A 16215-nucleotide genomic window follows, 5' to 3' on the forward strand; every position below is an offset into this window, starting at 1 on the left:
CTGGAAAAAAGGTTTAATTTTTCTGATTTTCTCAATTAAATAGAGTATTCAATTGTGGTTGATTTTTTTGGAAAATTACCACAATAAAAAAATGAGTAAATGCTCTAATTTGACTAAGCGGTCAAAAAAATGTTGATTTAATGCACTATTCATTTAAATTTTATAAATCTTATAGGTGTTTTTATATTGAATATATTGCATATTATATTTGAATAATATTGTTTTTTTATAAAAATCTAAGTGTTTATTTTATAATCAATTAAGTAGCATAAAAAAACCGGATCACTTGGATCCGGTTGATTTTATTAGAAACGGTAGCCGATTTTCATCCCGTAACCAATAGCATGGTTATCTGAGAATTGTCCAACTGCGTTACCCCCAGTTTGTGCTGTTGCATCGCCTAACCAGAAATATTTTACTCCACCTTGGATAAAGTAATGTTCGGCTGGACTATATTGACCGCCAAGACCAATGCTCCAATACCCTTCAGTTGGGCCTAAGGTGGTCACGGGATTACCTGCACCAGTGTCATAACCTAAAGCTACATTAGCTGCCCATTGAGCATTAAATTTACGCCCTACACCGACATTTGCCGACCACTGATCGTCTGAGTAATCAATCAGGTTTTGATTGACTAAAGGATGGTTCAGTAGGGTTGGACTCACCACAAAGTTGTCCCAATGTACCCAGCGCACATTGGCAAAAGCTAAAGTATCGGCTGCAATACCCGTTTGAAAATCAAGGTTAACCGATTGCGGTGTAACCGCTTCTACTGTGCTGACCACTTGGCTTAAATCGACGCCATTTGGGAATAATGGGTGATAACCTGCAGGCACTTGAGGAATACTTGAAGTTTCTGTGGCATTGGCTTTATGTTTAATTTCAGAGCGATACGTCAGCGCAGCTTTTAATGCAATCTCAGGAATTTGATACGCAAAACCTGCTAACCAACCAAAAGCCGGCTCTTGGTCAACTTTAATATTATAATTGCCAAGCTTATTTGCACCACCATAAGCTGCACCGCGTAAACGAATATCAGCTTCTACCGTTTGCCATACTGGGCCTGCATAAAAATTCCAATGTTGATTCGGTTGATAGCCCAGTAATGCGGTTAAGTTATTGGTACGCACTTCTACTGTTGTGCCATCGACACCATTACCAAATATCACGTTATCCGCAGCATAGCTCGCATCTGCACCATAAGGCTGATCGTAGAGTAAACCAAGAGAAATTTTATCGGTCGCTTGAACTTTTACCGCAGCAGAAGGGAAGTAGTAATCATCCGCCATGTCGCTAACCGGTTTTTGGTCACGACCTTGACCTTCTACTGTTGGATCAAGAACTGAAAGACCTGCTTCTGCATAGTTGCCTGGTTGTAAAAATGCCGCGATGGATTGACCTGAGCGGTCTAGACCAGCAGCAAAGGTGGTCAGTGGCAACGCAGTCAATAGCACTGCTGCAGACAATACAGAAAGCTTCATAGCTTCAGTCCTTGATAAAAGCGGTAAGTTAAATTTGTTGGAAAATTACCACAATTAAAAAAAGAGTAAATGCTTTAAATTGAGCAAATTGCGCTAAGTTTGCTTAAATTGCCATAACATTGTTAATAAATTACATATTTTGATATTTATATCTATATGATTTAAAACATTAAAAAAATAATTAATAAAAATGCATTGGCTGAAATGACATTAAAAACCTAGATGGTTTAAATTTGAGCAATTAATTTATAAGTGTATAAAAATACCGAATTTAGCCGTGACTAAATTCGGTAGAGTTCACACATATTGCTCAATTTTAGAAGCGATGACCAATTTTTAAACCATATGCTAAAGCATCATTGTCATTAAATACGCCGGCAGGAGAGTGAGCACCTGTTTGTGCTTTAGCATCACCAAGCCATAGATATTTAACTCCGCCAGCAATAAATGATTTTGGAGTTGGACTATATTGTAAGCCTAAGCCCATATTCCAAAAGCCTTCTGTTGGCCCTAAAGTGGTCACAGGGTTGCCCGCGCCAGAATCCCAACCGACAGACACATTACCTGCCCATTTGTCATTCATCTTGCGTCCAACACCAACATTTGCCGACCACTGATCTTTAGAATAATCAACTAAGTTAAAGCCATCTGGTTTACCTAGACTTGGCAATAAACCACCTGCCAGTTGTGATAATTGACCAAACTGATAAGGGCGCATCGAGAAATCTTTCCAATTTACCCAGCGTACATTGGCAAAAGCTACAGTGTCCGCCATGATGCCTGTTTGAAAATCTACATTGACAGATTGTGGTGTGGTGACTTTACTTTGTCCAGATTGACCTAAAGCAGCCACTTGTTCTGGGGTGAGTTTATTTTGTGATACCAATAAAGCACCCATCGCAGGCACTAAAGGCATACTTTCGCGGGCTGTAAATTCATGATCGATTTCAGAGCGATAGGTTACAGAGGCTTTTAAGGCGATTTCTGGAATTTGATACGCAAAACCTGCTAACCAACCCACTGCGCTGTCTTCGGGTACATCTAGGGCATAACCATTAAATAAGCTATAGGCATTACCCCGTAGACTAACATCGGCTTTTAAAGTTTGATAAACCGCACCACCGTAGAAATTCCAGTGTTCATTGGGCTGAAAACCCACTAAAAAATTTAAATTTTGCGTCATCACTTCAACTGAAGTGCCGCCTGTAGTGGCATTGTTAAGTGCAATTGCTACGGGTTGTCCTGTACTTGGATCAACTTGTAAAGGCGTTCCATCTGGTGCAATAAAGTTAGGCTGTCCAGTGACAACAGCTAAACCATTGGTTAAATCGCTCGGCGGTAAAATCACATCCGATGTGGTGCTCACAAAGTTATTACGCCCGCTATATTCGGCATCTGCACCAAAAGGTTGATCGTAAATCAAGCCGATAGAGAATTTTTCAGTCGGTTGTAGTTTTAATACGGCATGTGGATAGTAATAGTCGCTGGCCATATCGCCTGTATTGTTGCCAGAACTGTCTTTGCCCGAGACATTTGGGTCTAAAATACTAATTCCTGCTTCAAAGTAATTATCTGGTTGTAAAAATCCTGCAATAGATTGACCAGAACGGTCTAAAGCGGCAGCAAAGGTGGTGAAGGGTAAGCCTAAAAGGCAAAGTGCGGCTGTTAATTGTTTTAATTGCATAAGCTCATTCCTTGTCGTGCAGTCTCAAACTGTCATCGTTGTTATGTGATCACTGCTTCATGCATGTGAGGTCATATTGACCTAACTTAGCACAGAATAAAATTGAGTAAAGCAAAAAATAACCGAGCAATCTTGCTCGGTTATGACGGATTGGATTAAGCAATATTGTCCAGATCGTAATCTGACCATTTTTGACTGGCCAGCTTTAAATCAAAGTCAAGATTTTGATGGATTTCTTGTAAATTAATTAAACCACGGTCTTCTGGCAGTTGTACCAACAGCGGCAAATGCGTGACCCCGTTATCACCCACAGCAAAAGCATAATGGCGCTCTTTATGGTTAATCGAAATCAGAGCTTCAAACTCTAAATACACGGTTAAATTAGGATATTGTTTAGGAATACGTACAATATCTAAATAGGCATTTTGGCGTTCATGAAAGGCATTTTCTTTTAAAAATTGAATCTGCTCGTCAATTTTTTTGGATTTATTTAGCATTTTGCCTAAAAATGACTGTCCTTCTTTGTCTAAGCTGCGTTGTAACTCTTTTAACTGCCGATATTGCTCTCGATGCTGTTGTAAGGCGCTGCGCACAGTCATGTTTAACTGGTTAATAGGTTGTAACATGGCTTCATGGTTTTGTGCCCAATCTTCAGCGGATAATAGAGCAAAGACTTGGCTACGGCGTTTTTCATGTAAGGCTAAATAGGATTTTAAGCGTGCTGCAAACTGATCCGCCTGACTATCAAACATTACTGCTGCTTGTGATTGGAAATCATAGAAGTAACTGATGATATCGCCAATAATTTGCCGCGTGCTCATATACAAATAGTCCATTTCATCAATATGCTGGACTTTATGACGCAGCGCATGATGCAATGGCTCTAAAATCTGAATAGCCAGTTCTTTTTCAAAAGCCAATAGGCGTTTTTCGACCACTTTTTCAATCACTAAACCCGATGAATCTAAAGGTTTAAGTAACAATGGCAATAAGCGTTCGTTATTGACTTGCTCAAGTTGACTGACAAACTCAATCACATGCTGACCAATTTGTTTTTCAACCGTGATGATGCGCTCGACTTGCCATTGAAAAAATTGCTGATGTTCGGGTTGATTTAAATAAGCTAAATCCAGCACCGCAGCGTTTAAATAAATATTGTCGCTTAAGGCCAAACGTTCTTCGCTTAAAAAGCGACGGATTGAAAAAGGATTGACATCGCTTTGATCGCTTTGCGCCAGGGCAAAAATATAACGTGAGGTTTTGACGATTTCTAGCTGACGTAATTTTTGCTGTTCAACCAAAAACACCTGTAACAATGGATGCGACTGACGTGTTAGTTGACGACCACGTAAGGTTTTAAAGTAATAATGCAGCAGTTGCTGCTTCAGAAACACTTCACAAATAAAGCATTTCAGCATGTCACTGCTTAAACGGCGATGATTCTCGGGTAGTTGAATATCGGCTTTGTCGTTAACAATACGGGCGGCGGTATAAATAAAACCTTGACGTAAATTAAGCTTAATTTGTTGTAAATTGAGGTTTTCTTCAACATTGGTTTTGTCAAGCTGGGCTAAAATGCTTTCTAAATAATTGGCGATTTGTATCGCATCTTGATATTTTTCTAGTTCAGCTAAGGAATTTAAAATTTTTTGACCTAAGTTTTTCATCCCTGGATGGACAATTGCTTCGACCACCATTTCAAAATGCGCTGCGGGGCTACAGCTAAAGCTATTTTGCTCAGCATTCCATTTGATATTTTTTTTCAGCAGAATCTGACGATAGATGCGATCCCGTTGTTCAGGATCAATTTGGCTAAAAATAGTGCTTAAATTGTTTTGCCAATACAGATCTAAATAAGGATCAATTTGCGTGACTAACGATCTGAGTTCATAAGGAATGTAATCCTGTATCATCTTGAATGTTATCCTTCAACACAATAGTTATTTTAATGAGAAATTGTGATGAGATTAACACAAGAAAATGGGTAAATTATACAGATAAGAGAATATTGCTGCTTAAATAAAATACTTTTTTGCTAAATTATGGTGCGCCTTGCGGGAGTCGAACCCACGCCGGTCACTTAGGAGGCAACTGCTCTATCCAATTAAGCTAAAGGCGCATAGGACATAATGTACGCCACTTTTCGCTAAAAAAAAAGTTATTGCCGAGGCAATAACTTTTTAAATACTCAATAATTAGGCTTTGTTGTTGGGTTTAAGTAGCTTAAAGAAAATCAGCATACTGATGATCCACACAGGAATCATAATTACCGACTCTTTAAAGCCTTGTGTCCACATGATATATAAAATCACGCCAATAAAACTTAATACCAACAGGTTGCCAAACGGTGAGAATAGCGCAGGGAATAAGGTTTTTTCGCCCGTCTTTTTCATGGCTTGAATAAACTTAAAGTGGGTTAAGCTAATCATGGCCCAGTTAAGTACCAACGCACCCACCACGATATAAATAAGATGGCTTAAAGCATCTTCAGGTACAAAGTAGTTTAAAATTACACAGCCAAAAATTAATAAGGCAGAGAATAATACCGCTGGAATAGGCACACCTTGTTTATTGACTTTCATAAATACTTTAGGTGCATTGCCTTGCTGTGCTAAACCAAACAGCATACGACTGTTGGCATACATACCACTGTTATATACCGATAAAGCTGCGGTTAAGATAATAAAATTAAGTAGATGTGCTGCCCAATCAATGCCCAATTGACTGAAAATCATGACAAATGGGCTCTTATCCAAGCCGCCAAGTTCGAGCTGATTCCAAGGCACTAAAGATAATAGAATGGTTAACGCACCCACATAAAACACCAAAATACGAAACACCACTTGGTTAATCGCTTTAGGAATGGTTTTTTGCGGATCTTTGGCTTCTGCTGCTGCCATACCAATTAACTCAATGCCGCCAAAGGCAAACATTAAGAACGCCAGCATATAAAATAGCCCTTCAAAGCCATTTGGGAAGAAACCACCAGCGGTCCACAGATTGCTAAATGCTGCTGTCGAATCTGGGCTTGCGGTCATCAGTAAGTAAATACCAAATACAATCATCGAAATGACCGCAGTCACTTTAATAATGGATAACCAAAACTCTGATTCACCGTAGAATTTAACATTCCCTAAGTTAATGAGGGTAATCATCACAAAGAAAAATAGAACCGATGCCCATGCCGGGATATGAGGCCACCAATAGTTAATATATTTTGCCACCGCAGTCAGTTCAGTCATGGCGACTAAAATATATAAAATCCAATAATTCCAGCCGGCTAAAAAGCCTGGGAATTTACCCCAATATTTATAAGCAAAATGACTAAATGAACCAGCCACGGGTTCATGAACGATCATCTCGCCCAGTTGACGCATAATTAAAAATGCAATGAAACCACCAATGGCATAGCCTAAGATGATGGATGGACCTGCAGATTGGATGACCTGTGCGGAACCTAAAAATAAGCCAGTACCAATCGCGCCGCCCATGGCGATGAGTTGGATATGACGGTTCTTTAAGCCACGCTGAAGTTGCGAAGACTCGTTATTCAAAGTATTCAGCCCGACAATGGATAAGTCATTTGATTGTAATAGATCACAAACAATTCGCCTAGTAGAGCCTTAATGTTGATTTTTTGTTATAGGTTGCATAAAAAAAAATCATACTGCTATTTTTTATAAAAGATAGCTGAATCAATAGATTAATTTTATTAATAGCCGTTAAGTTTATATACTGAGCTTTTTAAGCTTTGCTTAAATGTTGATTTTTTATACTTAAGTCCTAAGTCAATGTCATTGTGTATAAAAAGCAGTATCCTTAGGCACAAGCAGCTTGACTGCCAATAACAATGATCAAAAGGATGAAATAACAATGGCATTTGCCCCACAAATTAAAATTGCTGCAACCTATATGCGTGGTGGAACCAGTAAGGGCGTATTCTTTAAACTCGATGATTTACCTGAAGCGGCACAAGTGCCAGGGCGTATTCGTGACCAAATTTTATTACGCGTGATTGGTAGTCCAGATCCTTATGGCAAGCAAATTGATGGTATGGGTGGGGCAACTTCAAGTACCAGTAAGACCGTAATTTTGGCCAAAAGTGAACAAGCCGACCACGACGTTGATTACTTATTTGGACAAGTGTCGATAGATCAAGCTTTTGTCGACTGGAGTGGTAACTGCGGTAACTTAACTGCTGCAGTTGGGGCTTTTGCGATTACCAATGGCTTAGTCGATGCCGATAAGATTCCTGAAAATGGCATTTGCACGGTAAAAATTTGGCAAAAAAATATTGCTAAAACCATTATTGCGCATGTGCCGATCAGCAACGGTCAAGTCCAAGAAACGGGTGATTTTGAACTCGACGGTGTGACTTTCCCTGCAGCAGAAGTACAAATTGAATTTTTAGATCCAGCTGATGATGGTGAAGATGGCGGTGCCATGTTTCCTACAGGTAACTTAGTGGATAGGTTTGAAGTGCCTGAGATTGGTACATTCCAAGCCACTTTCATTAATGCAGGTATTCCAACCATCTTTATTAACGCTGAAGATTTAGGTTTTCAAGGCACAGAATTACAAGACGCGATTAATAGTGATGCCGCCACCTTAGCGCGTTTAGAAACCATTCGTGCTTATGGCGCCAAATATATGGGCTTAATTGATGATGTCGCTGAAGCAGAAAAGCGTCAGCATACGCCAAAAATTGCTTTTGTTGCTGCGCCTCAAGCCTATACCACATCGAGCGGTAAAGCCTTAACTGCCCAAGACTGTGATTTATTGGTACGTGCTTTATCAATGGGTAAGTTGCACCATGCCATGATGGGCACTGCGGCAGTGGCAATTGGCACAGCTGCCGCGATTCCAGGTACATTGGTGAATTTAGCTGCTGGTGGTGGCGAGCGCGAAGCGGTACGTTTTGGTCATCCATCGGGGACTTTACGTGTCGGTGCGCAAGCCATTCAAGAAAATGGTCAGTGGGTAGTCAAAAAAGCAGTCATGAGTCGTAGTGCGCGTGTACTGATGGAAGGCTGGGTTCGTGTAGTGCCAGAAGCATTCAGCTAAAAAAGCACTCGCTCCTTTGATATAAATTTTGTTAGCATGCAGTAAAGCTTATTTATTATTTTGCTGTATGTTTATTCTTGATTCTAATCAATATTCAGTTCCACAGGTACAAAGCCTGATTCAGGTTTTGCCTGTGGCAGCGGTATTATTATCACCTACAGCAGAAATTTTAGCGGCAAATCAGCATTATGCTAGCTTTTTTCGACGCCCTTTCTCACAACTTTTGTCTAAAAACCTGCAACATATAGACAACTATTGTTATCAATCCTATTGCAACGATTTACGCATATTAAGACAAGGAAAGAAAATACAGCCTTTTGAGCATATTTTTGCGCAGCGTGAACATCGGTTGAATTTTCAAGCCTATTACAATAGTCAAGGTGATTTGTCTGCCGTATTAGTTTGTGCGGTGGATGTGAGTGATCTGACTGCTAAACAGCGGCATTTAAAACAGTGTAATCGTGATCTAAAACAAAAGCTTGATCATGATGAGCTTACAGGACTTTCCAGCCGTCATGCTTTTGCGCAACAGTTACGCCAGCAAAATGCAGTGGCGGTTGCCATTTTAGATTTAGATAATTTTAAAAACTTAAATGACCAATATGGGCATATATTTGCTGATCGAGTATTAAGTCAGTTAGGTAAACGCTTACAACACTTGAGCCAAAAATATGCTTGGCCCACCATTTATCGTATGGGGGGAGAAGAGTTTGTGATTTTATTTGAGCAGCATGATTTACTACAGGCCTGTCAGATTATGGAACAGATTCGTCAAGCTACGCTGTTATTAAATCAGGAATTCGCCTTATCTCAAGACACGATTTCCATTTCAGCAGGGGTTGCTGCTGTCACACAGAATTATACTGCCATTCATGCGCTAGAGCAGGCTGATCAAGCCATGTATATGGCCAAACAACAGCATAAAAATAGTGTCTATTATTACCAAAACGCAGATTTTTATCGTTACTTTGAGGCTTAAACTTGGATGCATCTTGACTGAGAACACAGTATGATGTGCCATGCAATCCTAACTTCTTGATTCGAGGCGAAAGTGTCCCTTCAGCAAAATCATGCCCTGGTGTCCGCACAACAACAAATTCAACAAGATCTGATCAACACTTTAGATGCCTTTGCACTGCCTGAGCCTTTAAAAGCTGCGGTGCATCATGCTGTAATGTTAGGCGGTAAACGCGTACGTCCCGCGCTGTGTTATGCCACTGCGGCTTTACAACCGAATCAAAACTTTGCTGCAGTGCGCCGTGCTGCGGTGGCAATTGAATTAATTCATTGCTATTCGCTCGCGCATGATGATCTGCCATGTATGGACAATGATTTATTGCGCCGTGGTCAACCCACCTGCCATGTGGCCTTTGGTGAAGATACCGCTTTATTGGCTGGAGATATTTTGCAATCGATGGCCTTTGAGGTGTTAGGTAGTCGTTTGTTTGACCAAGGCGCTGCGGTTGATCAAGGTATTGTCCTTAAACAAATGCAAATTTTAGCCACGGCAAGCTCTAAAATGGTCTGTGGTCAGGTCTTAGATTTACAAGCTGAAGGTAAACAGATTGACCAAGCTGCGTTAGAAAATATTCATCGTAATAAAACGGGCGCGTTAATTTCTGCTGCCATCATGATGGCGGCTGTCACTGTATTTAAAGGTACAGATGTTGCGCTGCCTAAATTACGTGAATATGCTCAAGCCATTGGTTTAGCGTTTCAAGTGCAAGATGATATTTTAGATGTTATTGCAGATACCGAACAATTGGGTAAAACAGCGGGCAAGGATCAACAGGTGGAAAAATCCACTTATCCAGCATTAATGGGTTTAGCTCAAGCGCAAGCTTACGTACAGCAATTGCATCAGCAAGCGTTTGCCGCCTTAACGCATTTTGATACAGGTGCGGAACAATTACAGAGCATCTCTGAGTTTTTGTTGCATCGTCAAAGTTAAATATTGTGCAGTACAATATCAAGCAGGCATTGAGCCTGCTTTTTTATATCGTTTATATACGGCCACATAAGGATGTGCTTATTGGTGTACAGTTGCATCGGGTGGAATAATCGGGCGGCCATTACGCAGTGCAGTGACGGCAGCGGGATCAAAATCAATCAACAATTTATTTTCTTTGCCATCAATCTCATAGCGACGAATTAATTTTTGATCGCCATCTAAAGTTTCGACCTGATATTCATCGGCAATGTTCATAATGCCATCTAAATTGGTGGTGGCAGATGCCATATCTTGACGAAACAATTCGTAAATATCACGCAGCTCAAAACTGGCTTGATTAGTTTCTGGATTTTTTTGCACGTAAGTTTGAATATGACGAATAATTAACTGAGCAAATAAGAAATAATCCGGTTTATGGGTAAATGCCAAGCTCATGTCTTTACTCCTTATTCTGATATGTTCTTGTTGTATGCTGTATACAAATAGCATGAGTGGCTTAAAAAAACAGCACTGTTTGCAAAAACATGACAAAAGGTCAGTCGGCTAGGCACTGACTAAATTGTGCTGTACTCAAAGAAATTTTAAGATTTAGTTGCTTATTAAAGCGACATTGCGACTTGGCGGCTGCAAATGGCTGTACAAGTTAAAAAAATCAGTCAGATCAAGTACAAAATTATCAACTCAAGCGGTATTCAGTAGCACTTTACCAACAGATGATAGTGCCATACTTAGATTTTTAACTGGCATAAATTGAGCTTAGTTTTTGTTTTTTATCAATTCTTGGGTTTTATGGCTATTTTCTGGCTGCATCCAGTCAGATTGATTTTTGAAAAAAATAATAATATTTAAACTTTTAATTTAATAAACCGATCAAATGCAACCACAAGGCGCTAAAGGGCAAAAAAAGGCTTAAGTGATTAAAAAATCATCCGAAAGACTAAGACCGAGAAGCTAGCAACACACGTCATCAATCAGGTACAATTGGCGGGATTAATTTTGTGTTTGGTGTATTTGAAGGCCAATACATACATTCTTTGTTAATAAATTAGGCCTGCCAGGAGTTATCCCCGCATGAGTGCCATTACTCCATACGAATGGGCAATTATTGCCTTCGTGATCGGCGTTACATTTCTTTGCGTCTTTATGCTCACTGTCCCATTACTCCTCGGGGGTAAATCATGGGGTCGTGCTAAGCAGGAGCAATTTGAGTCAGGTGTTGTAGGTGCAGGTGGTGCACGTATTCGCTTGTCGGCAAAATTCTATTTGGTGGCAATCTTCTTCGTTGTATTTGACTTAGAAGCATTGTACCTCTACGCATGGTCCGTTTCGGTTCGTGAAGTAGGTTGGGTAGGTTTTGCAACTGCAGCTGTATTTATTTTAGTTTTACTTGTTGGTTTGATTTACGAATTTTCGACTGGCGCACTGAATTGGGCACCTTCTGATAAACGTAAAGCAGCAGGGATTAAACCTAAAATTGGTTCACCAAATATGGACCTTGCAGAAATTACACGCTTTAACTCAATTGAAGAATTGGTGACTGACCCTACAGGTCAAATCCCAGCGCAATCCTCTGGTCGTGTGAAACAAAAGTCACCGACTATATCATCTGACAAGGAGTAAGACGGGATGAAATATACCTTAACCCGTGCGAATCCGGATGCTGATCAATATCCACTTCAAGAGCGTATTCAAGTTGAAGACCCGCTTTTACAAGAAGAAGTGAATAAAAATGTGTTTATGACTCGTTTAGAGGACGTAGCACATACAGCAGTAAACTGGGGTCGTAAGAACTCAGTTTGGCCGTTTAACTTTGGTACATCTTGCTGCTACGTAGAGTATGCAACAACATTAACCGGCGTGCATGACTTGTCACGTTTTGGTGCCGAGGTTATTCGTGCTTCACCACGTCAGGCCGATTTGATGATTGTTGCTGGTACGTGCTTTATGAAAATGGCCCCAGTGATTCAACGTTTGTATGAACAAATGCTTGAACCAAAATGGGTCATTTCAATGGGTGCTTGTGCCAACTCAGGTGGTATGTACGACATCTATTCAGTTGTACAAGGTGTGGATAAAATTATTCCAGTGGATGTTTACATCCCAGGTTGCCCACCACGTCCTGAAGCATTAATCCAAGCATTAATGTTATTGCAAGACCAAATTCAATTAGAGCGCCGTCCACTTTCTGCGGTAATTGGTGATGATCTTAAGCCAATTTATAAGCCAAAGATGATGCCAGAACGTGACCGTAAGAATGAACAGCGTATGGCTGTGAAAAACTTGCGCTCTATGGATGAAATTAAATAATTTAAACGGCAATTTTTTTATTACACCCGTATGGGTGTTGTTGTCGTTTAGGTTTGAATGAATTTGTATTAAATAGGAAGCCAAGCCAATGGCTGAAGACATTGCTATGCCAGGATCAACACCAATTGATCCACGCCCAGCATTTGCAATTGTAGAAGAGCTCAAAACCAAATTTGGTGAGAACTTCTATGTGCAAACGACTTTTGAGGATTTCCCAACAGTCTGGGTTGAGCGCGCACGTGTACAAGAAGTTTTAATGTTCTTGCGTACAGTGTCACGTCCTTACGTGATGTTGTTCGACTTGTCTGCGGTAGATGAACGTTTACGTACCCACCGCGACGGTTTACCTGCGTCTGACTTTACTGTGTTCTATCACTTGTTATCGCTTGAGCGTAACACGGATATTCGTATTAAAGTTGCCTTGAATGAGAGCGATCTTAACATTCCAACGGCAACCAACGTTTGGCCAAACGCCAACTGGTACGAGCGTGAAGCTTACGATATGTTTGGTATCAATTTCGAAGGGCATCCAATGCTGCGTCGTATTTTGTTACCAACCTATTGGGAAGGTCACCCGTTACGTAAAGAATACTCAGCGCGTGCAACTGAATATACACCGTATATGCAGAACCAAGCCAAACAGGACTACGAACAAGAACACCTTCGTTTCGTACCTGAAGACTGGGGTCTAAAACGCGGTAACGACGACGAAGACTTCATGTTCCTCAACTTAGGTCCTAACCATCCATCTGCGCACGGTGCATTCCGTATTGTTCTGCAGTTAGATGGTGAAGAAGTCAAAGACTGTGTGCCTGATATCGGTTATCACCACCGTGGTGTGGAGAAGATGGCTGAACGTCAAACATGGCATTCATTCATTCCGTATACAGACCGTGTCGACTACCTAGGCGGCTGCGCGCAAAACATGCCATACGTGATGGGCGTTGAGCAAATGGCGGGAATCACAGTTCCTGACCGTGCACAATGTATCCGTGTCATGATGTCTGAATTGTTCCGTATTAATAACCACTTATTGTTTATTGGTACAGCGATTCAGGATGCCGGCGGTATGACGCCTGTATTCTATATGTTCGCCGATCGTCAAAAAATCTATGACGCCATCGAAGCGATCACTGGCTACCGTATGCACCCAGCGTGGTTCCGTATTGGTGGTACAGCACATGACCTTCCAAACAACTGGCAGCACCTGATCCGTGAAATCTTGGATTGGATGCCAAAACGTTTGAAGGAATACCATACTGCAGCGTTGAAAAACTCAGTGTTCATTGGTCGTACCCGTAACGTTGCGCAATACGATGCAAAATCTGCATTGGCTTGGGGTGTAACAGGTACAGGTCTACGTGCTACAGGTATTGACTTTGACGTACGTAAATATCGTCCGTATAGCGGCTACGAAAACTACGACTTCGAAGTACCAGTAGAGTACGAAGGTGATGCTTACGCGCGTGTGATGGTTCACTATCGCGAAATCGAAGAATCACTGAAAATTATCAAGCAATGTCTTGATAACATGCCGTCTGGCGCGTACAAAGCCGACCATCCATTGGCTGTTCCACCACCAAAAGATAAGACATTACAAGATATTGAAACCTTGATTACGCACTTCTTAAGCGTATCTTGGGGTCCTGTAATGCCAGCAGGCGAAGCGTCTGTGATGGCGGAAGTGGTAAAAGGTGCATCGAACTACTACTTGACTTCAGACAAGTCAACCATGAGTTACCGTACCCGTATTCGTACACCAACCTTCACGCATTTACAGCAAATGCCTTCTGTGATTAACGGCAGCTTAATGTCTGACTTAATCATTTATTTAGCGACCATTGACGTCGTAATGGCTGACGTGGATCGCTAAGGGGTAATCGCATTATGATGATTTTGACTGATAAAAAACCACGTGTGAACGTTGAAGGAATTTTGACTGCGGACGAAATTCACGAAATCGAACATCACATTGGTCACTACCCGTACCCACGTGCAGCGTGTTTAGATGCGCTCAAATGTGTACAACGCCGTAATGGTTGGGTAGATGATGCGCAAATGAATGCCATTGCACAAATGCTTTCAATGAGCGTGGCGGATTTAGAGGGTGTTGCGACTTTCTATAACCGTATTTACCGCCAACCTGTAGGCCGCAACGTCATTTTATTATGTGACTCAATTGCGTGCTTCTTGATGGGTGCGGAAACTTTAGCAGAAGCTTTCCAACGTGAGCTTGGGATCCAGTTTGGTCAAACTACAGCGGATGGTCGTTTCACGATCTTACCAATTTGCTGCTTAGGTAACTGTGACAAAGGTCCAACTTTGATGATTAATGAAGACACTCACGGTTTAGTGGATGTTTCTTCAGTGAAACAGTTATTGGAGAAGTATGTATGAATACTGAACCAAAACCGATTTACGGCGACGGTAACCCAGAAACGCATCCACTCACTTGGCGTTTAAGCAAACAAGCCAATGTACGTAATGCTGATGATTACGAAGCGCTTGAGGGTTATGCAGGCTTTAAAAAAGCACTTTCAATGCAACCAAAAGAAGTATTGGATGTGGTTAAAGCGGCAACGGTAAAAGGCCGTGGTGGTGCAGGCTTCCCAGCAGGGATCAAATGGTCGCTGATGGCGCCAAATGATAACTCAGGTCCACGTTACCTGATTTGTAACGCCGATGAGATGGAACCAGGTACTTTCAAAGACCGTTTGTTGATGGAAGATCTTCCACACCAATTGATCGAAGGTATGTTGATTGCAGGCTATACTTTGGAAGCAACTCACGGTTATATCTTTATCCGTGGTGAGTACATCGAAGCTGCAAAATACTTAAATGAAGCTTTAGAGCAAATTCGCGCTAAAGGTTATTTAGGTGAAAACATCTTAGGTACAGGTTGGAACTTTGAGTTACATGTGCATACCGGTGCGGGTCGTTATATCTGTGGTGAAGAAACTGCATTGATTAACTCGCTAGAAGGTCGCCGTGCCAATCCACGTACTAAGCCACCATTCCCGCAAGTTGCAGGTGCTTGGGGTCGTCCTACGATTGTCAACAACGTAGAGACTTACAACAACTTACCGGCAATCATGCTACGTGGCCCAGAATGGTACGTTGGTTTATCTCAAGGTAAATCAAAAGATCCAGGTACAAAGATTTACGGCGCTTCAGGCAAAGTAAAATTCCCAGGTCTTTGGGAACTCCCATTTGGTACCACTGCACGTGAAGTGATCGAAGATCACGCCGGCGGTATGCGCGATGGCTTAAAGCTCAAAGCATGGTTGCCAGGTGGTGCATCAACTGACTTCTTAGCAGCTGAGCATATCGATCTGCCTATGGATGCGGAAAGCATCATGAAAGCAGGTTCACGTTTAGGTACCTGTTTGCTGATGGTGGTTGATGAAACCCAATGTATGGTTTCTGCGACACGTAACTTAGAAGAATTCTTTGCGCGTGAATCATGTGGTTTCTGTACGCCTTGTCGTGATGGTTTACCTTGGGCGGTTAAAGCGCTAAAAGCACTTGAAGACGGTACTGGTAAGCAAGAGGATATCGATCATTTACAAGAGCTTACGCGTAAGCTTTGGATTGGTAAAACCTTCTGTGCTCACGCACCAGGTGCGATGGAGCCGCTTATGGGCGCACTCAAACACTTCCGTCATGAGTTTGAAGCAAAAGTCGTAAATGCGGCCGCTCAAACTTCTGATGTAAAACAAGCTTAAGGA

Annotated in this window: 13 protein-coding genes and 1 tRNA gene; 8 read left to right on the forward strand and 6 right to left on the reverse strand. The window is 41.5% G+C overall.

Features of this window, described 5'->3' with window-relative positions; translation table 11 throughout:
• Nucleotides 1–305: 305 nt before the first annotated feature.
• The 5 genes from CYK47_RS04120 to CYK47_RS04140 form a co-directional block, all read right to left on the reverse strand.
• Complete coding sequence (locus tag CYK47_RS04120) at nucleotides 306–1481, reverse strand: OmpP1/FadL family transporter (protein ID WP_122899191.1); 1176 nt, start codon at nucleotides 1479–1481, stop codon at nucleotides 306–308.
• 316 nt (nucleotides 1482–1797) lie between these two features.
• Nucleotides 1798–3165 (reverse strand): OmpP1/FadL family transporter, encoded by a 1368-nt coding sequence (locus CYK47_RS04125; RefSeq protein ID WP_122899193.1) that lies wholly within the window; start codon nucleotides 3163–3165, stop codon nucleotides 1798–1800.
• A 155-nt stretch (nucleotides 3166–3320) separates the two neighbouring features.
• Nucleotides 3321–5078, reverse strand: a complete 1758-nt coding sequence (locus CYK47_RS04130; RefSeq protein ID WP_122899195.1) for a hypothetical protein — start codon at nucleotides 5076–5078, stop codon at nucleotides 3321–3323.
• 130 nt (nucleotides 5079–5208) lie between these two features.
• Nucleotides 5209–5284 (reverse strand) — tRNA-Arg (locus tag CYK47_RS04135).
• Between the two features lie 76 nt (nucleotides 5285–5360).
• Nucleotides 5361–6719: an amino acid permease gene (locus tag CYK47_RS04140; RefSeq protein WP_122899197.1), complete on the reverse strand. Its 1359-nt coding sequence runs from the start codon at nucleotides 6717–6719 to the stop codon at nucleotides 5361–5363.
• Nucleotides 6720–7038: 319 nt separating this feature from the next.
• On the opposite strand from CYK47_RS04140, the gene prpF reads away from it, so the two are divergent.
• From prpF to CYK47_RS04155, 3 genes are all read left to right on the forward strand, one after another.
• Entirely contained in the window at nucleotides 7039–8229 is a 1191-nt protein-coding gene (gene prpF / locus CYK47_RS04145) for a 2-methylaconitate cis-trans isomerase PrpF (protein WP_122899199.1), read from the forward strand.
• A 67-nt stretch (nucleotides 8230–8296) separates the two neighbouring features.
• Nucleotides 8297–9208 carry a sensor domain-containing diguanylate cyclase gene (locus CYK47_RS04150; RefSeq protein ID WP_122899201.1) on the forward strand — a complete coding sequence of 304 codons (912 nt, stop codon included), beginning with the start codon at nucleotides 8297–8299 and terminating at the stop codon, nucleotides 9206–9208.
• A 72-nt stretch (nucleotides 9209–9280) separates the two neighbouring features.
• On the forward strand, nucleotides 9281–10180 hold the full coding sequence (locus tag CYK47_RS04155; protein WP_122899203.1) for a polyprenyl synthetase family protein: 900 nt from the start codon (nucleotides 9281–9283) through the stop codon (nucleotides 10178–10180).
• A gap of 78 nt (nucleotides 10181–10258) precedes the next feature.
• On the opposite strand, the gene CYK47_RS04160 is transcribed toward CYK47_RS04155, so the two are convergent.
• Nucleotides 10259–10615: a hypothetical protein gene (locus tag CYK47_RS04160; protein WP_122899205.1), complete on the reverse strand. Its 357-nt coding sequence runs from the start codon at nucleotides 10613–10615 to the stop codon at nucleotides 10259–10261.
• Nucleotides 10616–11251: 636 nt separating this feature from the next.
• On the opposite strand from CYK47_RS04160, the gene CYK47_RS04165 reads away from it, so the two are divergent.
• The 5 genes from CYK47_RS04165 (at nucleotide 11252) to nuoF (ending at nucleotide 16212) form a co-directional block, all read left to right on the forward strand.
• Nucleotides 11252–11800 (forward strand): NADH-quinone oxidoreductase subunit A, encoded by a 549-nt coding sequence (locus tag CYK47_RS04165; RefSeq protein WP_122899207.1) that lies wholly within the window; start codon nucleotides 11252–11254, stop codon nucleotides 11798–11800.
• Nucleotides 11801–11806: 6 nt separating this feature from the next.
• Complete coding sequence (locus CYK47_RS04170) at nucleotides 11807–12487, forward strand: NuoB/complex I 20 kDa subunit family protein (RefSeq protein ID WP_122899209.1); 681 nt, start codon at nucleotides 11807–11809, stop codon at nucleotides 12485–12487.
• An 88-nt stretch (nucleotides 12488–12575) separates the two neighbouring features.
• Nucleotides 12576–14360 (forward strand): NADH-quinone oxidoreductase subunit C/D, encoded by a 1785-nt coding sequence (nuoC, locus tag CYK47_RS04175; protein WP_122899210.1) that lies wholly within the window; start codon nucleotides 12576–12578, stop codon nucleotides 14358–14360.
• A gap of 14 nt (nucleotides 14361–14374) precedes the next feature.
• Nucleotides 14375–14884 (forward strand): NADH-quinone oxidoreductase subunit NuoE, encoded by a 510-nt coding sequence (gene nuoE / locus CYK47_RS04180; RefSeq protein WP_122899213.1) that lies wholly within the window; start codon nucleotides 14375–14377, stop codon nucleotides 14882–14884.
• Nucleotides 14881–16212, forward strand: a complete 1332-nt coding sequence (gene nuoF, locus CYK47_RS04185) for an NADH-quinone oxidoreductase subunit NuoF (RefSeq protein WP_122899215.1) — start codon at nucleotides 14881–14883, stop codon at nucleotides 16210–16212. The genes nuoE and nuoF overlap by 4 nt, the downstream gene beginning before the upstream one ends.
• Nucleotides 16213–16215 lie beyond the last annotated feature (3 nt).

Origin of the sequence: Acinetobacter sp. B51(2017) (assembly GCF_003711395.1) — a bacterium.
Lineage (GTDB): Bacteria > Pseudomonadota > Gammaproteobacteria > Pseudomonadales > Moraxellaceae > Acinetobacter.